Below are 19,800 nucleotides of genomic sequence, written 5' to 3' on the forward strand. Positions count from 1 at the left end.
ACGGAGAAGGCTAGGTGGGCCAGGCGACGGTTGTCCTGGTGAAAGTGCGTAGGTGGTGTTTCTAGGCAAATCCGGAGACACAACACTGAGACACGAGACGAACGCACTACGGTGCGGAAGCCATTGATGCCCTGCTTCCAGGAAAAGCCTCTAAGCTTCAGATTACAAGTCATCGTACCCCAAACCGACACAGGTGGTCGGGTAGAGAATACCAAGGCGCTTGAGAGAACTCGGGTGAAGGAACTAGGCAAAATAGAACCGTAACTTCGGGAGAAGGTTCGCTCCTGACAGTGAAGTCCCTTGCGGATGGAGCAGTTGGGAGTCGCAGTGACCAGATGGCTGGGACTGTTTATCAAAAACACAGCACTCTGCAAACACGAAAGTGGACGTATAGGGTGTGACACCTGCCCGGTGCCGGAAGGTTAATTGATGGGGTTAGCGCAAGCGAAGCTCTTGATCGAAGCCCCGGTAAACGGCGGCCGTAACTATAACGGTCCTAAGGTAGCGAAATTCCTTGTCGGGTAAGTTCCGACCTGCACGAATGGTGTAACCATGGCCATGCTGTCTCCACCCGAGACTCAGTGAAATCGAATTCGCCGTGAAGATGCGGTGTACCCGCGGCTAGACGGAAAGACCCCGTGAACCTTTACTACAGCTTGGCACTGAACATTGAACCTACATGTGTAGGATAGGTGGGAGGCTTTGAAGGCGTGACGCCAGTTGCGCTGGAGCCGTCCTTGAAATACCACCCTTGTATGTTTGATGTTCTAACGCAGGCCCATGAATCTGGGCCGCGGACAGTGCCTGGTGGGTAGTTTGACTGGGGCGGTCTCCTCCCAAAGAGTAACGGAGGAGCACGAAGGTTGGCTAATCCTGGTCGGACATCAGGAGGTTAGTGCAATGGCATAAGCCAGCTTAACTGCGAGACGGACAGGTCGAGCAGGTACGAAAGTAGGTCATAGTGATCCGGTGGTTCTGAATGGAAGGGCCATCGCTCAACGGATAAAAGGTACTCCGGGGATAACAGGCTGATACCGCCCAAGAGTTCATATCGACGGCGGTGTTTGGCACCTCGATGTCGGCTCATCACATCCTGGGGCTGAAGTCGGTCCCAAGGGTATGGCTGTTCGCCATTTAAAGTGGTACGCGAGCTGGGTTCAGAACGTCGTGAGACAGTTCGGTCCCTATCTGCCGTGGGCGTTGGATGATTGAAGGGAGTTGCTCCTAGTACGAGAGGACCGGAGTGAACGAACCTCTGGTGTTCGGGTTGTCACGCCAGTGGCACTGCCCGGTAGCTAAGTTCGGAATCGATAACCGCTGAAAGCATCTAAGCGGGAAGCGAGCCCTGAGATGAGTCATCCCTGACCCCTTGAGGGTCCTAAAGGGCCGTTGGAGACCACAACGTTGATAGGCGGGGTGTGTAAGTGCAGCGATGCATTGAGCTAACCCGTACTAATTACCCGTGAGGCTTAACCATACAACACCCAAGAAGTGTTCTAAGGCTTGTAGCAAACCTAAGCGAACTACCAATTCAGTGATAGTGACAAGGCAAACTAGCCAAGTTGTTATTCACTTCAGCTTTCTAGATTAAGAATTTGCCTGGCGGCCATAGCGCCGTGGAACCACCTGATCCCATGCCGAACTCAGAAGTGAAACGCGGTAGCGCCGATGGTAGTGTGGCATTCGCCATGCGAGAGTAGGACACTGCCAGGCACCCAATTAAACGGTGATGTGAAGAATCACATCACTGGCTGCGAGGTTGACACCTCAAAAGAAGCAGCAGAAGATTTAGCGAAAGCTAACCGAATGCGGAGCGGTAGTTCAGTCGGTTAGAATACCGGCCTGTCACGCCGGGGGTCGCGGGTTCGAGTCCCGTCCGCTCCGCCACTAATTCGAAGGCCTTCCCGATTGGGAAGGCCTTTTACTATGGGCGTTTTTATCAAGTGACCCACAGGTTTGCATACCAGAACAAATACAAAAGCCCGGCTTCATGACCGGGCTTTTGTATTTTTAGCGCCTTAAACCACCGATATCTGGCTTTTCTCTGCCAAGTAAGAGTGCCAGATAGCCGATTATTCCCACCATTTTCTGGCTATATCCGAGCCCTATCAGTTTCATTCACTGCCATTTGAACGACTCTACAGATGGTCAAATCAGCCTTCTGCTGCCTGCTGGTTGCAGGGCAGTTCCATATTGACCACCCCCTCTTCCATTTGCACATCGATCTTGAAGCCAAGCCGTTTGGCGAGGTTGACCATGCCACGATTGCTGGGCATGGTCATGCCAGATAACTGGCCAATCCCCTGCTCTTTGGCGTAACGGATGATCTTCTCCATCATCAATTTGCCGAGCCCCACCCCTTTCAAGTCCGATCGCACCAGAATGGCAAACTCGGCATCGCTCATGTCCGGGGTCGAGATAGCGCGTACCACGCCGAGGATTTGATCCTGCAGCTCGCCATCTTGCCCCACCGCCACAAAGGCCATCTCCCGGTCGTAATCGATCTGGGTCATGCGAGCCAGCTCTTCATGACCCAGCTCGCCCACATCGGCGAAGAAGCGTTTGTACCTGTCTTCATCGGAGACCCGCAGCACGAACTGCTTGTGAGCCGGTTCATCTTCCGGCCGGATCGGGCGCAGCAGGATATGGCGCTGATCTTTAAGCCAGGCACCCTCCTCCAGTTCGGTAGGATAGGGGCGGATTGCCAGTCGGTTGATTGTCGGGATGGTAGGGTCACTCAGTGTGAGGCTGGCATCCAGCACCACCATTTCGGCGCCGTACGCTTGCAGCGGGTGCAGGTCCAGCTCCTGAATTTCAGGAAAGGCGAGCAGCAGTTCGGAGAGCTGGCAGAGCACCTGACCGAGAGCATCGATATCCAGTCGTTCCGGCGTCGCTTGCTCACGGATCTTGCGGCTCTTGAGGGCTCCTATGATCTGGTAACGAGCCAGTGCCTGATTGAGCGGTGGCAGGGCAGCCACCATCTCCTGCGGTTCCGCACCCGACTCACCCAACAGAATGACGGGGCCAAAGATGGCGTCTTGCTGGATGCGTACCCGCAGCTCGAGGCCGCCGCTGCGGCGAGCCATGCGTTGCACCAGCAAGCCTTCGATGCGGGCGCCCGGATCATGCTGTTTGACCCTGTCCAGAATGGCATCTGCAGCTTGCGCCACTTCGGCCGAGGTGCGCAGATTGAGCACCACCCCGTGCACGGCAGACTTGTGCAGGATATCGGGCGATCGCAGTTTCACCGCCACCGGATAGCCGATCTGCTCGGCGGTCAGGGTCGCTTCGATGGCGTCGGTGACGATCCAGGTTGGCAGGGTCGAGAGACCTGCGGCTTGTAAAATTGGGTGAACCAGATGGGTATCCAATCTTAGCTGTTTGCGCTCCTGCGCCTGACGGATCAGCTGCTGGCACAGCTCGACATTGAGCTGGTTGCCATGTAGTGACGCCGGTGTCTCCATCAACTGCTTCTGGTTGCGGCGGTATTCCACCATGTGCATGAAGGCGGCCATGGCGCTTTCCGGTGTGCGGTAGGTCGGGAAGCCCGCTTCAGTAAAGAGTTTACGTCCCTCCTGCGCCGAGTATTCACCCGCCCAGTTGGTGAGGATGTTGAAACGGCGCGCTCTGGGGTGCTGTTTCAGATGGGCGATTAGATGGCTGGCCAGCGGCGCGCTCGGTGCCGTGAGCGAGGGGGCGTGGATGATCAGGATGGCGTCGATGCCATCCTCCTGCAACACGCTGTCCAACGCCTCCTGATAGGTGGCGATGGTGGCATCGCTGCCGATGTCGAGCGGCGGGCGAGCCAGCTTGCCGCCACGCTCCAGTAGTACATCTACCGCCATATTGGCCAGCCCTCGGCCGTTGGAGATGATGGCGAGCCGCTCTCCCTTGAGGGTCATGGAGTGGCTCAAGGTTTCTACCGCGGCGAATAGTTCGTGGGTATCCCGCACCCGTAACATGCCGGCGCGGCGGATGGCGGCATCATAGACATTGTCGAGACCGTGGGCCGGTTCGTGGCGCCCGCTTTTCAGTACCAGGATCGGCTTGTTGCGCGAGGCTGCCCGCGCCGCCGAGAGAAAGTGGCGGGCGTCGTGCAACTTGTCCATATAGATCAAAATGGCGCGGGTGACGCTATCGCGGGAGAGTTGATCCAGCAGCTGGCCGAAGTCGATATCGCAGTGATCGCCAAGGGAGATGAAGGCGGAGAAGCCCAGCTCATGCTGCTTGGCCCAATCCAGAATGGTGGTGCTGACGGCGGCGGATTGCGACAGAAAGGCGACTTGCCCCGGCTTGGCGGCAATGGGTGAAAAGCTGGCGTTGATCCCTTGGCCGGGCAGCAGCATCCCCATGCTGTTGGGGCCGAGCAGGCGAATGTCATATTGCTGGCAGACCCGTTTCAGCTCCAGTCGCTCCTCGGGGGAAAAGTCGGCGGCCAGTATGATGGCCGCCCCCGCCCCCTTCTGGCCAAGCGCTTCCAGCAACGGCAAGACCCGCTCCCGCCTGGTGCAGATGATGGCGAGATCCGGGGTTAGCGGCAGGCTGGCAATATCGGGATAGGCCAGCACGCCGGCGATGGACTTGTTGCGCGGGGTGACAGGGAGGATGGGCCCTTTGAACTGGCCCGCCAGCAGGTGGCGCACGATCACATGACCCGCCTTGAGCGGGTCGGTCGAGGCGCCGATCACGGCGATTGAGTGGGGTTTGAACAGCCGATCCAGACCGCTTGCTTTCATGGGCACTCCCGACAAAAGGGGGAAGATACCAGTCTAATACGCCTTTGCTGCGGGTTCTGTGACCGGATCCTGATCACCGTTTGTTCAGGGCATTGGCACGCAAATAAAAGCGCAGTTCGCCTTGTACCCGGCGAATGGCTCTCAGGTGGCGTTCCTGCAGATAGATATCCTGCTCCCGGTCGAGCGCCGTGCTGGGCACGCCCATGCTTTGCAGATACTCGTCAAACAGGGTTGAACCCTTGATCTCTACCAGATGCTGTTTCATGGCTCTCCTCCCTGCGCCTTGGCGTTTGTTGATGAACGTCCAGTCTGCGATAACCTGCCGGGTTTGCCTATTGTCACTTTTGACACGAGATTTGACACGAGAGCGCTCACACATCTTTCAGAGAGGGCGCCGTTGAGGCGCTGGCTGGCGTTATAGTATGGCGAGGAGCACGAGGCATAGTTGGTGCACAGGATGATCAGAGTCTGGTGGTGGTGCATGGCACTGTGGACGGTTGGCGTATCGGCAACCGAGCAGCCTATCCGCGCCTGGAATCTGCTGCTGGATCACCCCAACCCCGCCGTCGTCCAGTTGCTGCGGCTCTCCCTCGATCTCACCGTGCCCGATTATGGCCCTTACCAGCTGGTCTCCAGCCCGCAGATGGAGCAGGGGCGGGCGGTGAAGGAGCTGCACAGCGGCGAGCTGGTTCAGGTCGGTGTTTTTGCCCCCGATGGTGAGCGAGAACGGGAGTTGCTGGCAATCCACATTCCGCTGGCCAAGGGGTTGCTGGGATGGCGGGTGTGTCTGGTTCGGCAGGGGGATGAGGGGCGTTTTGCCGCGATCGGATCGTTGGCGGACTGGCATCGCGCCGGGCTCTCCATCGGCCAGCACAGATCCTGGCCAGACACCCAGTTGCTGCGGGCTAACGGCCTCAAGGTGACGGTGGGCAATCTTTATGAGGCGCTCTTCAACATGCTGCGCAAGAAGCGCTTTGACTGCTTCCTGCGTTCGGTCATCGAGATCGAGGATGAGCTAAGGCAGCATCCCGATCTCGCCATCGAGCCCCGTCTGGTGTTTCGCTATCCGCTGGCGCTGCTCTTCTTTGTCTCGCCAAAATATCCGGAGCTGGCCCAGCGCATCGAGCTTGGCCTGCTGCGAGCGCGGCAGTCTGGTGCTTTTGACCGGGTCTTTGAAGAGGGATTTGGCAGCACCATTCGGCGGTTGAAACTGGATGAGCGGGTGCGCCTCGAGTTGCACAACCCCGACTTGCCGCAGCCCAGTCGCGTCATGATGGTCGATCCGGCCCTTATCTATAATCCGGTGTCAGCGCAGTGAGCCCTGATTCTGCGCGGTATCCCAGAAGGCGCGGATCAGCGGCTCCTCCAGCCGCTTCTTGAGCACCCCGATCCCCACATCAAATGGCTTGAAGGCGGGTTTGAGGTCGATGATCCGTACCTTGTCGCCGAGCGGGCTGTGGTCGATCACCGCCGCCGGCACCAGTCCCACGCCACAGCCGAGCGCCACCATGGCGACGATTCCCTCGTTACCCGCCACTTCGGCATAGATGTTGGGGGCGATCCCCTTGTTGCGAAACCACTGATCGCTGCGTTTGCGGGCCAGCCCCTGCTCGGAGAGGATGACTGGCAGTTGCTCCCAATCAGGTTCTCCCTGACGGAACCACTGGTTCAGTTGCGGGGCGTTGCGCGGTGCGATAAAGACCAGCGGTACCAGCTGCAGGCTGGCGAACTCCAGCTTGGCGGGCAGGGCATCGGGGCGGGCGGCGATGGCGAGATCGGCCTCATCGGCCAGGATCTTGTCCACCGCCAGCGCCGGGTCACCGGTCTCCAGCTTGATCTCCAGCTGGGGGTAGCGGCGGCGAAAGCGCTCCAGTACCTCGGGCAGCAGAAAGTAGCTGGCAGTGACCGAGCAGAACACCCGCAGCCGCCCCTGCAGCGGTTCATCGCTGCGTTTGAGCTCCTGTTTGAGCTGACGCCACTCCTGCAACAGGCCGCCACCAAACTCCCGCAGCTTCTCGCCGGCGGGAGTGAGCCGTACCGAGCGGTTGTCCCGCTCGAACAGGATGCAGCCGGTCTCCTGCTCCAGCCGCTGGATGGCGCGGCTCAGGGTGGAGGGGCTGACCGCCATGGCATCGGCGCTTTTGCCGAAATGAAGGGAGTCGGCGAGGTGGAGAAACAGCTCGAGATTGCGAAGGTCCATCTTTCAGCTCCTGGCGCGGCATATGTGCCCGATATCCAGCGGTTGGCGGCTTGTTTCTGCCATCTCGCGGTACATTCAGCAGGCAATTATGAAGGGTGATCGTTTCAGTTATTGCAACGTACTGTTTCGAATATATCAGTTCAGGCAATAAGTGTCCCGCGCTATAGTGGTTCAGACAACGCCGCTATCCGGCATGGAATCAATCGAACGGAGCAATCACCATGGCTAACTATTTCAACACCTTGAACCTGCGTCAGCAGTTGGCCCAACTGGGCAAGTGTCGTTTCATGCAGCGCGAAGAGTTCGCGGACGGCTGCAACGTGCTGAAGGGCAAGAAGGTGGTGATTGTGGGCTGTGGTGCTCAGGGTCTGAACCAGGGTCTGAACATGCGTGACTCCGGGCTGGATATCTCTTACGCCCTGCGCAAGGCCGCCATCACCGAGAAGCGCGCCTCATGGCAGAAAGCCACCGACAACGGCTTCGCGGTCGGCACCTATGAAGAGCTGATCCCGACCGCCGATCTGGTGCTGAACCTGACTCCGGACAAACAGCACTCCGACGTCGTGAAGACCGTGATGCCGCTGATGAAGCAGGGCGCCGCATTGGGCTACTCCCACGGCTTCAACGTGGTGGAAGAGGGTCAGCAGATCCGTTCTGACATCACGGTCGTGATGGTGGCTCCCAAGTGCCCGGGCACCGAGGTGCGTGAGGAGTACAAGCGCGGTTTCGGCGTACCGACTCTGATCGCCGTTCACCCGGAGAACGATCCCAAGGGCGAAGGCATGGCCATCGCCAAGGCGTGGGCTTCTGCTACCGGCGGCGACCGTGCCGGGGTGCTGGAGTCCTCCTTCGTGGCGGAAGTGAAATCTGACCTGATGGGCGAGCAGACCATCCTCTGCGGCATGCTGCAGGCCGGTTCCCTGCTCTGCTACGACAAGCTGGTTGCCGAAGGCACCGACCCGGCCTACGCCGGCAAGCTGATCCAGTTCGGCTGGGAGACCATCACCGAAGCCCTGAAACAGGGGGGCATCAGCCTGATGATGGATCGCCTTTCCAACCCCGCCAAGCTGCGCGCCTTCGAGCTCTCCGAGCAGCTCAAGACCCTGATGCGCCCGCTGTTCGAGAAGCACATGGACGACATCATCGCCGGTGAGTTCTCCCGCGGCATGATGGCCGACTGGGCCGAAGACGATGCCAAGCTGTTCGGCTGGCGCGAAGAGACGGGCAAGTCCGCCTTCGAAAACGCCCCGGTGTTCGCTGGCAAGATTGCCGAGCAGGAGTACTTCGACAATGGCGTGGTGATGGTGGCCATGGTCAAGGCGGGTGTCGAGCTGGCGTTCGAGACCATGGTGGCCTCCGGTATTTACGAGGAGTCCGCCTACTACGAATCCCTGCACGAGTTGCCGCTGATCGCCAACACCGTTGCTCGCAAGCGTCTGTACGAGATGAACGTGGTCATCTCCGACACCGCCGAGTACGGCAACTACCTGTTCGCCAACGCCGCCGTGCCCTTGCTGCGCGAGTACTTCATGCCGACCCTGAAAGCGGGCGATCTGGGTGCCAGCAAGGCGGAAGGGCAGAGCGTCGACAACCTGGCGCTGCTGGCGGCCAACGAAGCGACCCGCAACCACCCGATCGAGAAAATCGGTCAGGTACTGCGTGGCTACATGAAGGACATGAAGCGCATCGCTGTTGGTGGTTAAGCCAGCATCGGGCTGGAGGATGAAGGGGCGGGGATGACGATCCCCGTCGCCGGTCGGACTGGACACCCGACCGGCCAGCCAGAAAAATCAGCCTGACAGTCATAAAAAAGCCCCGCTCATCGAGCGGGGCTTTTGCATTCAGAAAGGCCGGATAAATCAGGCTTTCCACGCTTTCCAGGTGTTGATCAGACCGTTGGTGGAGCAGTCGTGGCTGGTGACCGCCTCGTTGTTGCCCAGCTCCGGCAGGATCTTGTTGGCCAGCTGTTTGCCCAGCTCCACGCCCCACTGGTCGAAGGAGAAGATGTTCCAGATTGCGCCCTGTACGAAGATCTTGTGCTCGTACATGGCGATCAGGGCACCCAGGGTTTTCGGGGTCAGGCTCTTGAACAGGATGGAGTTGGTCGGGCGGTTGCCTTCGAACACCTTGAACGGCACCAGATCCTTGACCTGCTCCAGGGTTTTGCCAGCAGCCAGGAACTCGGCTTCGACCTCTTCCTTGCTCTTGCCGAAGGCCAGCGCCTCGGTCTGGGCGAAGAAGTTGGCCAGCAGTTTCGGGTGGTGGTCACCGATCGGGTTGTGGCTGATGGCTGGTGCCAGGAAGTCGCAGGGGATCAGCTTGGTGCCCTGATGGATCAGCTGGTAGAAAGCGTGCTGGCCGTTGGTGCCCGGCTCACCCCAGATGATGGGGCCAGTCTGGTAGTCAACCGGCTTGCCGTTGCGATCCACGTACTTGCCGTTGGACTCCATGTTGCCCTGCTGGAAGTAGGCAGGGAAGCGGTGCATGTATTGGTCGTACGGCAGAATGGCTTCGGACTCGGCACCGTAGAAGTTGTTGTACCACAGGCCGATCAGCGCCAGCAGCACCGGCACGTTCTGCTCATAGGAGGCAGTGGCGAAGTGCATGTCCATCTCGAAGGCGCCTTGCAGCAGGGCTTCGAAGTTCTCGAAACCGACGGACAGGGCGATGGGCATGCCGATGGCAGACCAGGAGGAGTAGCGGCCGCCAACCCAGTCCCAGAACTCGAACATGTTGTTGGTGTCGATGCCGAACTCGGCCACGGCCTTGCCGTTGGTGGAGAGCGCGGCGAAGTGCTTGGCAACGTGGGCCTTGTCACCGGCGATCTTGATGAACCAGTCGCGGGCGGTCAGGGCGTTGGTCATGGTCTCCTGGGTGGTGAAGGTCTTGGAGGCCACCAGGAACAGGGTGGTTTCCGGATCGATCTTCTTCAGGGTCTCGGCGATGTGGGTGCCATCGACGTTGGAGACGAAGTGCATCTGCAGGTGGTTTTTGTAGGGACGCAGTGCCTCGGTGATCATCACCGGGCCCAGATCGGAGCCACCGATACCGATGTTGACCACGTGCTGGATCGCCTTGCCGGTGTAGCCTTTCCACTCGCCGGAGATGATCTTCTCGCAGAAGCCTTTCATCTTGGCCAGTACGGCATTCACTTCCGGCATCACGTCCTTGCCGTCGCACTCGATGGGGCGGTCGGAGCGGTTGCGCAGAGCAACGTGCAGTACGGAGCGCCCTTCGGTCATGTTGATCTTTTCGCCATTGAACATGGCATCGATCGCGCTGCGAAGATCGGTCTCTTTGGCGAGATCAACCAGCAACTTGAGGGTTTCTTCGGTGATCAGGTTCTTCGAGTAATCAACCAGGATGTCGCCGCCGAAGGTAAGGGAAAACTTGTCAAAGCGCTTCGGGTCCTGCGCGAACAGATCCTTGAGTCGGGTCTCTTTGTTTGCTGCAAAATGGGCTTCCAGTGCCTGCCAGGCCTGGGTTTGGGTTGGATTGATATTTTTCATAGGATTCCTGAAATGCCAAGTTGTGTTTGAACCTTGCAGGCAAGGTCCCGCCAAACCTTATTATCCGAGCATTATAGCGAGCCGATCGGGCGGCCCGTGTAACAGATTTTTACCGATTGTCTTTTACCGCAATGGGTCACTGTCGGGAGCATACAACCAGAACATTGGGATTATGTGTCACGAAAGCAAGGCGGATCTTGCGCTTGCTCATGATTGGGGCCACCCCGATAGCCTGAAATTGTTTTCATCCGGTTGGCGTGGTTATGCACCGACATGGCCATGGGCTGGGGCCAGAAACGACAATGCCAGCCCGAAGGCTGGCATTGTGGGTTGCTGCTTTACCGCGATCACGCCTGCGGTTTTTGCATGTGCATCACCATCTGCGGGAAGGGAATTTCGATCCCTTCGGCATCAAAGGTGAGTTTCACCTTCTCGTGGAAGTCGAACCAGACACCCCAGTAGTCGCCAGTCTTGACCCACGGGCGCACCACGATATTGACCGAGGAGTCGGCCAGTGCGGCGACGGCGATGGTGGCGGCCGGATCTTTCAGGATGCGCGGCTCTTCGTTCACCAGACGCTCCAGGATCTGCTTGGCCTTGCGCAGGTCGGAGCCGTAGCCGATACCGAAGGTCATGTCGACGCGGCGGGTATCCATGCGCGAGTAGTTGACGATGGTGCCGTTGAGGATGGCGGAGTTCGGTACTACCACCATCTTGTTGTCACCTGAGGTGAGGGTAGTGGTAAAGAGCTGAACGGACTGTACTACACCCGCGGTACCTGCCACTTCGATAAACTCGCCCGCCTTGATGGGGCGGAAGATGATCAGCAGGAAGCCGGCAGCGAAGTTGGAGAGCGAGCCTTGCAGCGCCAGACCGATGGCCAGACCGGCGGCACCGATAATGGCGACGAAGGAGGCGGTCTGCACGCCGACACGGCCCAGCGCGGCGATCACTACGAACACCAGAATGGCGTATTTGAGGATGCTGCCGACGAAGTGGGTGACTGTGGTGTCCAGCTTGCGGGCCTGCATCACCTTGACCACGCCACCGCTGATGAGGTTGGCGGCGATATAGCCGACCAGCAGGGTCAGCAGGGCGGCGGCGATATTGACGCCGTATTCGATCAGCAGTCCCTGATTATTGACCAGCCAGGTCTGCGCTTCGGTAATGATTTCGGGTTCCATAGGATGTCCTGTCAGGTTCTAAAAGGTTTATGGTGGATAAATCTAACACCGCAGCGCGACAGTACGGGTCGCATCTGGTACTTCTTTTCTGCCATAAAAACCTGACACAAAAAAGAAGGGAGGCCAAAGCCTCCCTTCTTTTTGCTGAATGATGCGAAAAAACCATCAGCTCTGCAGCAGTTGGCTGCGGATAAATTGCCACTGATCTTCAAAACCGGCGGTCGGCTTGAGCTTGAACTCGGAGCGCACGAACTGGCTGATGCGGCCTTCGGTGTAGGCCAGCAGCAGATTGGCCAGCATAGTCTCGTCGAGCTGGAAGCCCTGACCTTCGCGTAGCCGCTTTTCGCGCAGCACCTGCTTGATCTGGGTCTCCAGCTTGTCGAACAGGATGCTGATGCGATCCCGCAGCCGATCGTGCTCGCCCAGCAGGGCGTCGCCATTGAGGATGCGGGTGATGCCGGGATTGCGCTCGGCGAACACCAGCAGCAGCTGCAGGATATGGTGACAGCGCGCCATGGTGTCCTTCTCTTCCGCCATGATCAGATTGACCCGTGACAGCAGGGAATCCTCGATAAAGTCGATCAGCCCCTCGAACATCCGCGCCTTGCTGGGAAAATGTCGATAGAGGGCTGCTTCAGAGACGCCGACCTCGGCCGCCAGACGGGCCGTGGTGATGCGCTGACCCGGACTGGTTTCCAGCATATGGGCGAGCGCCTGCAGGATCTGATCGCGCCGACTCTGTTTCTGATTACTGCTTGCCATGGATTCCCCTAAAAAAACAATGGCTTGATTCTATTATTAGGCACCGCCCATCGGGCTGGTGTGGTCTGTTATTGGCGACCAGAAGAACCAAAACCGCCTTCACCCCGTTCGCTCTGATTGAACTCATCGACCAGTTGGAAGCTGGCCTGAACCACCGGCATGATCACCAGCTGGGCGATGCGCTCGCCGGGTTGCATGGTGAACTCATCTTTGCCGCGGTTCCAGACCGATACCATCAGCTGACCCTGGTAATCGGAATCGATCAGACCGACCAGGTTGCCCAGCACGATGCCGTGCTTATGGCCGAGGCCGGAGCGGGGCAGGATGGTGGCACACAGACCCGGATCCTGGATGTGAATGGCCAGACCGGTCGGCACCAGGGTGGTATCACCCGGAGCCAGAGTCAGCGGCGCATCCAGCAGTGCGCGCAGATCCATACCGGCAGAGCCCGGTGTGGCGTAGGCGGGCAGCGGGTACTCGGTACCGATACGGGCATCCAGAATCTTCAGTTCAATTTGTGTAGTCATGAATCGCTTTTTCAGTTGGATCTTGTATTGGCGCCCCTCTTGGCAGGCGGGGTGCCGTGAGTCTTGTTCTTTCGGGACGCTCAGTGCCGGTAGTGGCGTGCAATCAGGGCGATCAGGTGACGAGCCAGCGTCAGCTTGTCGGCCAGCGGCAGCGGGGCCTGGCCCCCTTGCCAGAACACGGTCAGGGCGTTGTCATCGGCGTTGAAGCCTTGCCCCTCGCGGGACACATCGTTGGCGGCGATCATGTCCAGCCGCTTACGCTGCAACTTGTCGAGGGCGTATTGTTCCACATCCACGGTTTCGGCGGCAAATCCGACGGTGAAGGGTTTGTCTGAAAGGGCACCAACGGCCGCGATGATGTCGGGGTTTTTCACCAGCTTCACCACCATCTGGTCGTTGTCGCCGGTTTTCTTGATCTTCTGGCTGGCCACCTGCTCAGGACGATAGTCGGCTACCGCCGCGCAGCCGATGAAGAGATCGCACTCGCCCACCCGGCTCATCACCGCCTGATGCATCTGCTCGGCGCTCTCGACATCGATGCGGGTGACTCCAGCAGGTGTAGCCAGCGTCACCGGGCCGCTCACCAGCGTCACCTCGGCGCCTGCTTCACGGGCAGCGCGGGCGATGGCGTAGCCCATCTTGCCGGAGCTGTGGTTGCTGATGTAGCGCACCGGATCCAGCGCCTCGCGGGTTGGCCCTGCGGTGAGCAGCAGCTTGACGCCTGCCAGCAAGGGCTCGGTGGCCAGCTGCTGGCAGCAGCGATCCACCAGTTCGAGGGGATCCAGCATCCGCCCCGGGCCCACATCGCCACAGGCCTGGCTGCCGGCATCCGGCCCCCACAGCAGAATGCCGCGGCTGGCCAGGGTCTTGAGGTTGGCCTGGGTGGCGGCGTTGAGATACATCTGCTGGTTCATTGCTGGTGCCAGCGCGATGGGCGCCGGAGTGGCCAGACAGAGGGTGGTCAGCAGTTCGTCGGCCATGCCTGCTGCCATCCGCGCCATCAGGTTGGCGCTGGCGGGGGCGATCAGCACCAGATCGGCCCACTTGGCCAGCTCGATATGGCCCATGCCCGCTTCGGCGGAGGGATCCAGCAGGCTGTAGGCCACCGGATGACCGGAGACCGCCTGCAGGGTCAGCGGGGTGATGAACTCCTTGGCGGAGCGGGTCATCACCACCCGCACTTCGGCGCCCTGATCTTTCAGGCGGCGTACCAGCTCGGCACTCTTGTAGGCGGCGATCCCGCCACTGACACCCAACAGGATGCGTTTATCGGCCAATCTCATCTGCTGTTTCTCTATCCGGCTCATTCTGACTGGTCGGCTAAGATACCACAGGCAATGGATGACGACAGGGGTTGGCATCAAGGGGTGTGGTCGGGCGCGCGCAATTTTTTGCTATGTTTTTTCTCAACAGGGATGAGGGAGAGACAAATGAGCATCAAAGAGTGGCCGGAAGATGAACGCCCCAGAGAGAAGCTGCTGCGCCAGGGGCCCGCGGCGCTCTCCGATGCCGAGCTGCTCGCCATCTTTCTGCGCACCGGCGTCAATGGCCTGAGTGCAGTGGATCTTTCACGCAACCTGTTGAATCAATTCGGCTCTTTGCGCAGCTTGCTGGGGGCGGATCAACGGGCATTCTGCGAGGCGCACGGCCTTGGCCCGGCCAAATATGCCCAGTTGCAGGCGGTGCTGGAGATGGCCAGACGCCATCTGGCCGAGCAGTTGCAGCGGGGCGATGCCCTCACCTCGCCCCAGCTGACCCGCGACTATCTGCAGGCCCAGTTGCGGGATCGGCCGCGTGAGGTGTTTGCCCTGCTGTTGCTCGACAATCAGCACAGAGTCATTCAATTTGTTGAGCTTTTTTTCGGCACCATCGACTCGGCGAGCGTCTGGCCAAGAGAAATCGTGCAGATCGCGCTCAAACATAATGCAGCCGCGGTGATTCTGGCGCATAATCACCCGTCCGGCGTCGCCGAGCCCAGTAGGGCCGACCGCCAGATCACGGATCGGATCACGGCCGCTTTGGCCCTGATCGATATCAGAGTGCTGGATCACTTGGTGATCGGTGATGGCATCACGGTTTCTTTTGCCGAGCGCGGTTGGCTATAACTGTGCTCTGGCACCGTATTAGTTGATCTTTGATCACGGATGCTGTATAAAATGCCGCCTTCTGTTTGCCCCGCAATCGAAGGCCAGCGGGGCAGATATTTGCTCGAGCAATGAAGTAAGATTTGGAGAGACTGACATGTCTAGAGTATGCCAAGTAACCGGCAAGCGCCCGGCAGTTGGTAACAACCGTTCGCACGCTAACAACGCCACCAAGCGTCGTTTCCTGCCGAACCTGCACACTCACCGTTTCTGGGTTGAGAGTGAAAAACGCTTCGTAAGCCTGCGCGTATCCGCAAAAGGCATGCGTATCATCGACAAGCGTGGCGTTGAAGTGGTTCTGGCTGAACTGCGCGCCAGCGGTGTTAAGGTATAAGGAATTAGATCATGGCTAAAGGTATTCGCGAGAAAATTCGCCTGAACTCCAGCGCCGGTACTGGTCACTTCTATACCACTACCAAAAACAAGCGCACCATGCCCGAAAAAATGGAGATCAAAAAGTTTGATCCCGTTGTTCGTCAGCATGTGATCTACAAGGAAGGCAAAATCAAGTAATTACTTGATGCTGCATTCCCAAAAACCCGGCTTCGTGCCGGGTTTTTTTATGCGCCGAATTCAGTACACTGCCGGTTCAAAGGGAGGCTTGCCATGTTCAAATTGAGCCGCAAAGGCTGGAATAACGTGATCATTGTGGTGGTGCTGATCGTGATCACCCTGTTGCATCGTATGGAGACTGCCCAGCAGGAGAACAGCGCCAAGCGGGCTCGCCCCTTGCTGCCGGATGCGTCTGTGGTGCTCACCTGGCAGGGACCGAGCTGGCAGATTGAGCGGATCGGTCAGGGCTGGCGCAGCATGCCGGATCTGGGGCTCGACACGGTGCAGCTGGATGCCCGGCTGGCACGCTGGCAAGGCTGGTTGCTGCCCCCCGGCGAGGTGGTGCGCGGCACCCCGGTGACCATCAAGGTGTGGATTGCCGGCCAGAACGATCCGGTCGAGATCGGCCTCTATCAGAACAGCGGCCAATATGGCGCCCAGCCGCCCTCCGGTCTCTGGCTCGCCCTCACTGCCGAACAGTATCGCGATCTGCTGCGTCCTGCCCCCTGAGTTCCTTTTCCTTGCGAGGTGCCCATGCCCGAATTGCCAGAAGTTGAAGTCAGCCGCCAGGGGATCTCCCCCTGGCTCACCGGTATCAAGGTGACGCGCGTGGTGGTGCGGGATGGCCGCCTGCGCTGGCCGATCCCCGGTGAAATTCAGGAGCTGGTGGACCTCACCATCCATCGGGTGCGTCGCCGCGCCAAATACCTGCTGCTGGAGACCGATTTCGGCACCGCCATCCTTCATCTGGGGATGTCCGGCAGCCTGCGGGTGCTGGATATCGGCACGCCAGCCGAGAAGCACGACCACGTGGATATCGAGCTGGAGAATGGCAAGCTGCTGCGGCTCAACGATCCGCGCCGCTTCGGCGCCCTGCTCTGGACTCGCGAACCGGCCGAAGCCCACGCGCTGCTCGCCAAGCTGGGGCCAGAGCCGCTCACCGATGCCTTCAGTGCTGATTACCTGCAGGGGCGCGCCAAGGGGCGCAGCACCGCCATCAAACAGTTCCTGATGGACAATCAGGTGGTGGTCGGGGTGGGCAACATCTACGCCAACGAGGCGCTCTATGCTGCCGGCATTCACCCCAAACGGGCGGCGGGTAATATCAGCGCCGAGCGGCTGGGAACCCTGGTGGCCGAGATCAAGCGGGTGTTGGCCGAGGCGATTCGCCAGGGCGGCACTACCCTCAAGGATTTCACCAGTGCCGATGGCAAGCCGGGCTATTTCGTGCAGCAGTTGCAGGTTTATGGCCGTGGCGGTCAGCCCTGTTTCCACTGTCACACCCTGCTGAGCGAGATCAGAATGGGGCAGCGCACCACGGTTTTTTGCAGCCATTGCCAGCGCTGAGCGCACTTTTTGCCCCGATCCGGGGGAAGTTGTAACAGCGTATTTCCACTCTGTTGAAGATTTGCACAGTCAAGACTAGAATCGCGCCCGTTCAGGCAGTATGAGAATCGGATCGTGATAAAAAAAGCAGTAGATTGGGGCGATTTGTCTCAGTCAGGGCGTTACTGTGCCCAAGATATGGCTCGTTACTTATATCCGGAGGATAACGATAGGAAGGTTTTTAATCGTGGCAAGTTCGTTTTACGCAGCCTGCTATATCGTCGACAACTGAGCAAGGTTTTTGACCTGTTTCAGGTATCTCATCTGAATGCATTGCCAGCAAGTCATCCTGAGTTGCTTGATAAACCGATGCGCCCGTATTGTTTTGCTGGTTCTACTCCTGCCCAACGTGCCGACATGCTGGAAAACCACTATCGTTTGTTGCTGGAGAGCTACCCGCAACTGATCGACCCCCTCTATCTGGGTGAGGGGATCGCGCTGGGGCGTTATCCACTGAGCGGTTGTGGCATTGTCTTGCGTTACGATGGCACCTTCCGCCGCGAGGCCGAGCTGGCGCTCTCCATCGTCAACGGCGAGGGACAGCGCCTCTACAGCTGCGCCTTTTCGCTGGCGGGCAGCGTGGATCGTTTGATTCTGATGATCGGCTCCATGCAGGGGCCGGAGCCTGCAGTCGAGAATGCCCAGGATCGGGTGCGCGAGCTGACCAAAGAGGGGCACGGCCTGCGGCCCAAATCCCTGCTGGTGCAGCTGGTGCTGCAACTGGCGCAGAGCATGGGTGCGGCGGAGGTGCTGGCGGTGCGCAAACGGGCCCACGTGTTTCAGGCCAAGCGCTACAGCAGCAAGCAGAAAGCCAATTTGCAGGCCGATTATGACGAGCTGTGGCAGGAGTTCGACGCCCGGGATGTGGATGCCAACTTCGTCGCACTGCAAGCCCAGCCGCGCAAGCCGCTGGAGGAGATCGCCTCCAAGAAGCGGGCCATGTATCGGCGCCGCTACGAGTGGCTCGATCAGCTGGTGCAGGAGATGAATGAGCGGTTTGCCCGTCAGTAACCGGCAAGCAGGCTGACCTCTCCATGCGAGAGAGATACAACAAGGGCTACCCACGGGTAGCCCTTGTTCGTAGTTGCCGTCGGGAATGGCCAGTGTGGAAGGGGATCACCCTTTCTGTTTGGCTGCGATGGCCTGGGCCACCACGGGATCGACAAACTGACGAATGTCGCCACCGTGCAGCGCCACCTCTTTCACCAGAGTGGAGGAGATAAAGGAGTTCTCCTCGGCCGGGGTGAGGAAGACGCTTTCCAGCTCAGGCATCAGGCGGCGGTTCATGTTGGCCAGCTGAAACTCGTACTCGAAGTCGGAGACGGCGCGCAGGCCGCGGATCAGCACGTTGGCCTGATGCTCTTTGGCGAAATCGACCAGCAGACCGGAGAAGCCCACCACCTTGACGTTGGGAAGCGTGCTGGTCACTTGCTGGACAAGCTGGACACGTTCTGCCAGATCGAACAGAGGTCGCTTGCTCGGGCTGTTGGCGACCCCGACCACCACCTCGTCAAACAGCTTGGCGGCCCGGCCGATCAGATCGGCGTGGCCATTGGTAACGGGATCAAAAGTCCCGGGATAAATTACCCTGGTAGTCATCTTTGCGGTCCTGCAACCTGGAAATTTGGTCGCATTATAAGGTCGTCGCTTGAGAATAGCAGTGCATCAGGCAAGAATACGCCATCGCGCATCAAGCCTCCTTGCATTGGTGACAGGGAGCAAAGGGATTTTTTATGAAACGTATTCTGGTCGTTCGCAATGACAAGATTGGTGACTTCATGCTGGCGTGGCCGAGCTTCGCCATGCTCAAAGGCTCCATGGAGTGTCATGTGACTGCCCTGGTTCCGGCCTACACGGCGCCGCTGGCCCGGCTCTGCCCCTGGATTGACGAGGTGATCATCGATCCGGGCGTGCGGGCCGACAAGGAGCAACAGCGAGCGCTGCTGGCGCGGATCAAGGCGGCGGCGTTCGACGCGTCCATCTGCCTCTTCTCCAACTCCCGCAACGCCATGCTGGTGTGGAAGGCGCACATCCCTTACCGGCTGGCCCCGGCGACCAAGCTGGCGCAGGTGCTCTACAACCAGCGACTGGTGCAGCGTCGCTCCCGCTCCCAGAAGCCAGAGTCCGAGTACAACCTGGAGCTGATCCGCCGCTTCCTGGCCGATCAGCAGGTGGCCGTGGTGGAGCCCAAGACCCCCTTCCTGCAGTTCGATGATGAGACCCTGCTGCAGGTGCGCGAGCAGTTGGCACTCAAGCTCAAGCTCGATGCCAGCCGCCCCTGGCTGATGGTGCATGCCGGTAGCGGCGGTTCGGCCAACAACCTCTCCATCGAGCAGTATGCCCGCATCATCATCAAGCTCAATCAGGCCTGCCCCGAGCTGCAGTGCGTGCTGACCGCAGGCCCGGGCGAGGAGAAGATGGCCGAACAGCTGGCGGCCGAGTTGCTGGCCCACGGCGGCAACGGCTGGATCTACCGCTCCAGCGATGGTTTGCCGATGTTCTGTCAGGTGTTGGCCAACGCAGCCCTGTTCGTTGCAGGCAGTACTGGCCCGCTCCATATCGCCGGCGCGCTCGATGTGCCGACCATCGGCTTCTTCCCGATGCGCCGCTCCGCTACTCCGCTGCGCTGGAAGCCCCTCAACAGCGAAGGGCGTCACCTTGCCTTCAGCCCGCCGGAGGATAGCGACCATCCTGAGGATATGAGCCAGCTCGATCCCAAGACCATGGTGCCGGTGATGGCCCGCTGGGCGGCGCCTTTCTGGCGCAAGTAACGTATGCAGCAATGCAAACAGGGCCCCGC

Annotated in this window: 18 protein-coding genes, 1 tRNA gene and 2 rRNA genes (1 of these 21 running past the window's edge); 12 read left to right on the forward strand and 9 right to left on the reverse strand. The window is 59.4% G+C overall.

Annotation, left to right across the window (positions count from 1 at the left end; genetic code table 11):
• The 3 genes from ACTG2S_RS02035 to ACTG2S_RS02045 form a co-directional block, all read left to right on the forward strand.
• Window positions 1–1,477: ribosomal RNA gene (locus tag ACTG2S_RS02035) — 23S ribosomal RNA — on the forward strand (it extends 1,413 nt beyond the left edge of the window).
• A 121-nt stretch (window positions 1,478–1,598) separates the two neighbouring features.
• Window positions 1,599–1,713, forward strand: a 5S ribosomal RNA gene (gene rrf / locus ACTG2S_RS02040).
• 97 nt (window positions 1,714–1,810) lie between these two features.
• A tRNA-Asp gene (locus ACTG2S_RS02045) sits at window positions 1,811–1,887 on the forward strand.
• Between the two features lie 266 nt (window positions 1,888–2,153).
• Here the strand turns inward: ACTG2S_RS02045 and ACTG2S_RS02050 are convergent.
• Together ACTG2S_RS02050 and ACTG2S_RS02055 are read right to left on the reverse strand one after the other, a co-directional pair.
• Window positions 2,154–4,736 (reverse strand): bifunctional acetate--CoA ligase family protein/GNAT family N-acetyltransferase, encoded by a 2,583-nt coding sequence (locus ACTG2S_RS02050; RefSeq protein WP_274161683.1) that lies wholly within the window; start codon window positions 4,734–4,736, stop codon window positions 2,154–2,156.
• A 73-nt stretch (window positions 4,737–4,809) separates the two neighbouring features.
• Window positions 4,810–5,001 (reverse strand): hypothetical protein, encoded by a 192-nt coding sequence (locus ACTG2S_RS02055; RefSeq protein ID WP_274161682.1) that lies wholly within the window; start codon window positions 4,999–5,001, stop codon window positions 4,810–4,812.
• A gap of 192 nt (window positions 5,002–5,193) precedes the next feature.
• On the opposite strand from ACTG2S_RS02055, the gene ACTG2S_RS02060 reads away from it, so the two are divergent.
• Window positions 5,194–6,054, forward strand: coding sequence for a hypothetical protein (locus ACTG2S_RS02060; protein ID WP_274161681.1), 861 nt, complete (start codon window positions 5,194–5,196; stop codon window positions 6,052–6,054).
• On the opposite strand, the gene ilvY is transcribed toward ACTG2S_RS02060, so the two are convergent.
• Window positions 6,043–6,936 (reverse strand): HTH-type transcriptional activator IlvY, encoded by an 894-nt coding sequence (gene ilvY / locus ACTG2S_RS02065; RefSeq protein WP_005342097.1) that lies wholly within the window; start codon window positions 6,934–6,936, stop codon window positions 6,043–6,045. The two genes, ACTG2S_RS02060 and ilvY, sit on opposite strands and share 12 nt — an antisense overlap.
• Before the next feature lie 221 nt (window positions 6,937–7,157).
• Between ilvY and ilvC the strand changes: the two genes are divergently transcribed.
• Window positions 7,158–8,639 carry a ketol-acid reductoisomerase gene (ilvC, locus tag ACTG2S_RS02070; RefSeq protein WP_274161680.1) on the forward strand — a complete coding sequence of 494 codons (1,482 nt, stop codon included), beginning with the start codon at window positions 7,158–7,160 and terminating at the stop codon, window positions 8,637–8,639.
• Between the two features lie 156 nt (window positions 8,640–8,795).
• Here ilvC and pgi read toward each other — a convergent pair whose 3' ends face one another.
• The 5 genes from pgi to coaBC all read right to left on the reverse strand — a co-directional run bounded on the left by pgi (window position 8,796) and on the right by coaBC (window position 14,201).
• The gene (pgi, locus tag ACTG2S_RS02075) at window positions 8,796–10,445 is read right to left on the reverse strand and encodes a glucose-6-phosphate isomerase (RefSeq protein ID WP_108572015.1); all 1,650 of its coding nucleotides are present in this window, start codon (window positions 10,443–10,445) and stop codon (window positions 8,796–8,798) included.
• 347 nt (window positions 10,446–10,792) lie between these two features.
• Window positions 10,793–11,629 (reverse strand): mechanosensitive ion channel domain-containing protein, encoded by an 837-nt coding sequence (locus ACTG2S_RS02080; protein WP_182938624.1) that lies wholly within the window; start codon window positions 11,627–11,629, stop codon window positions 10,793–10,795.
• Between the two features lie 165 nt (window positions 11,630–11,794).
• Window positions 11,795–12,391 carry a nucleoid occlusion factor SlmA gene (gene slmA / locus ACTG2S_RS02085; protein WP_005339495.1) on the reverse strand — a complete coding sequence of 199 codons (597 nt, stop codon included), beginning with the start codon at window positions 12,389–12,391 and terminating at the stop codon, window positions 11,795–11,797.
• A gap of 68 nt (window positions 12,392–12,459) precedes the next feature.
• Window positions 12,460–12,918, reverse strand: coding sequence for a dUTP diphosphatase (gene dut, locus ACTG2S_RS02090; RefSeq protein WP_005339498.1), 459 nt, complete (start codon window positions 12,916–12,918; stop codon window positions 12,460–12,462).
• A gap of 80 nt (window positions 12,919–12,998) precedes the next feature.
• Window positions 12,999–14,201 (reverse strand): bifunctional phosphopantothenoylcysteine decarboxylase/phosphopantothenate--cysteine ligase CoaBC, encoded by a 1,203-nt coding sequence (coaBC, locus tag ACTG2S_RS02095; protein WP_274161679.1) that lies wholly within the window; start codon window positions 14,199–14,201, stop codon window positions 12,999–13,001.
• 147 nt (window positions 14,202–14,348) lie between these two features.
• On the opposite strand from coaBC, the gene radC reads away from it, so the two are divergent.
• From radC to ACTG2S_RS02125, 6 genes are all read left to right on the forward strand, one after another.
• A complete protein-coding gene (radC, locus tag ACTG2S_RS02100) occupies window positions 14,349–15,023 on the forward strand; it encodes a RadC family protein (protein ID WP_005339502.1) in 675 nt (224 codons plus the stop codon).
• 136 nt (window positions 15,024–15,159) lie between these two features.
• On the forward strand, window positions 15,160–15,396 hold the full coding sequence (gene rpmB, locus ACTG2S_RS02105) for a 50S ribosomal protein L28 (protein ID WP_005307492.1): 237 nt from the start codon (window positions 15,160–15,162) through the stop codon (window positions 15,394–15,396).
• A gap of 11 nt (window positions 15,397–15,407) precedes the next feature.
• Complete coding sequence (gene rpmG / locus ACTG2S_RS02110; protein WP_005307500.1) at window positions 15,408–15,575, forward strand: 50S ribosomal protein L33; 168 nt, start codon at window positions 15,408–15,410, stop codon at window positions 15,573–15,575.
• A gap of 93 nt (window positions 15,576–15,668) precedes the next feature.
• Window positions 15,669–16,124, forward strand: coding sequence for a hypothetical protein (locus ACTG2S_RS02115; protein WP_439981925.1), 456 nt, complete (start codon window positions 15,669–15,671; stop codon window positions 16,122–16,124).
• Window positions 16,125–16,148: 24 nt separating this feature from the next.
• A complete protein-coding gene (gene mutM / locus ACTG2S_RS02120) occupies window positions 16,149–16,961 on the forward strand; it encodes a bifunctional DNA-formamidopyrimidine glycosylase/DNA-(apurinic or apyrimidinic site) lyase (RefSeq protein WP_274161677.1) in 813 nt (270 codons plus the stop codon).
• Window positions 16,962–17,138: 177 nt separating this feature from the next.
• On the forward strand, window positions 17,139–18,011 hold the full coding sequence (locus ACTG2S_RS02125) for a VirK/YbjX family protein (RefSeq protein ID WP_274161676.1): 873 nt from the start codon (window positions 17,139–17,141) through the stop codon (window positions 18,009–18,011).
• Window positions 18,012–18,116: 105 nt separating this feature from the next.
• Here ACTG2S_RS02125 and coaD read toward each other — a convergent pair whose 3' ends face one another.
• On the reverse strand, window positions 18,117–18,599 hold the full coding sequence (gene coaD / locus ACTG2S_RS02130) for a pantetheine-phosphate adenylyltransferase (protein ID WP_040069411.1): 483 nt from the start codon (window positions 18,597–18,599) through the stop codon (window positions 18,117–18,119).
• A 134-nt stretch (window positions 18,600–18,733) separates the two neighbouring features.
• Here coaD and ACTG2S_RS02135 point away from each other — a divergent pair, with 134 nt between their 5' ends.
• Window positions 18,734–19,771: a glycosyltransferase family 9 protein gene (locus tag ACTG2S_RS02135; protein WP_110304584.1), complete on the forward strand. Its 1,038-nt coding sequence runs from the start codon at window positions 18,734–18,736 to the stop codon at window positions 19,769–19,771.
• The last annotated feature ends 29 nt before the right edge of the window (window positions 19,772–19,800 follow it).

The organism is Aeromonas sp. 82P, assembly GCF_051919365.1.
Classification (GTDB): Bacteria; Pseudomonadota; Gammaproteobacteria; order Enterobacterales; family Aeromonadaceae; genus Aeromonas; species Aeromonas veronii.

Bases quoted from the DNA above. Each gene is read 5' to 3' on its own strand.
- ACTG2S_RS02050 (WP_274161683.1), bottom strand. From the start codon at position 4,736: ATGAAAGCAAGCGGTCTGGATCGGCTGTTCAAACCCCACTCAATCGCC.
- ACTG2S_RS02055 (WP_274161682.1), bottom strand. From the start codon at position 5,001: ATGAAACAGCATCTGGTAGAGATCAAGGGTTCAACCCTGTTTGACGAG.
- ACTG2S_RS02060 (WP_274161681.1), top strand. From the start codon at position 5,194: ATGATCAGAGTCTGGTGGTGGTGCATGGCACTGTGGACGGTTGGCGTA.
- ilvY (WP_005342097.1), bottom strand. From the start codon at position 6,936: ATGGACCTTCGCAATCTCGAGCTGTTTCTCCACCTCGCCGACTCCCTT.
- ilvC (WP_274161680.1), top strand. From the start codon at position 7,158: ATGGCTAACTATTTCAACACCTTGAACCTGCGTCAGCAGTTGGCCCAA.
- pgi (WP_108572015.1), bottom strand. From the start codon at position 10,445: ATGAAAAATATCAATCCAACCCAAACCCAGGCCTGGCAGGCACTGGAA.
- ACTG2S_RS02080 (WP_182938624.1), bottom strand. From the start codon at position 11,629: ATGGAACCCGAAATCATTACCGAAGCGCAGACCTGGCTGGTCAATAAT.
- slmA (WP_005339495.1), bottom strand. From the start codon at position 12,391: ATGGCAAGCAGTAATCAGAAACAGAGTCGGCGCGATCAGATCCTGCAG.
- dut (WP_005339498.1), bottom strand. From the start codon at position 12,918: ATGACTACACAAATTGAACTGAAGATTCTGGATGCCCGTATCGGTACC.
- coaBC (WP_274161679.1), bottom strand. From the start codon at position 14,201: ATGAGATTGGCCGATAAACGCATCCTGTTGGGTGTCAGTGGCGGGATC.
- radC (WP_005339502.1), top strand. From the start codon at position 14,349: ATGAGCATCAAAGAGTGGCCGGAAGATGAACGCCCCAGAGAGAAGCTG.
- rpmB (WP_005307492.1), top strand. From the start codon at position 15,160: ATGTCTAGAGTATGCCAAGTAACCGGCAAGCGCCCGGCAGTTGGTAAC.
- rpmG (WP_005307500.1), top strand. From the start codon at position 15,408: ATGGCTAAAGGTATTCGCGAGAAAATTCGCCTGAACTCCAGCGCCGGT.
- ACTG2S_RS02115 (WP_439981925.1), top strand. From the start codon at position 15,669: ATGTTCAAATTGAGCCGCAAAGGCTGGAATAACGTGATCATTGTGGTG.
- mutM (WP_274161677.1), top strand. From the start codon at position 16,149: ATGCCCGAATTGCCAGAAGTTGAAGTCAGCCGCCAGGGGATCTCCCCC.
- ACTG2S_RS02125 (WP_274161676.1), top strand. From the start codon at position 17,139: ATGGCTCGTTACTTATATCCGGAGGATAACGATAGGAAGGTTTTTAAT.
- coaD (WP_040069411.1), bottom strand. From the start codon at position 18,599: ATGACTACCAGGGTAATTTATCCCGGGACTTTTGATCCCGTTACCAAT.
- ACTG2S_RS02135 (WP_110304584.1), top strand. From the start codon at position 18,734: ATGAAACGTATTCTGGTCGTTCGCAATGACAAGATTGGTGACTTCATG.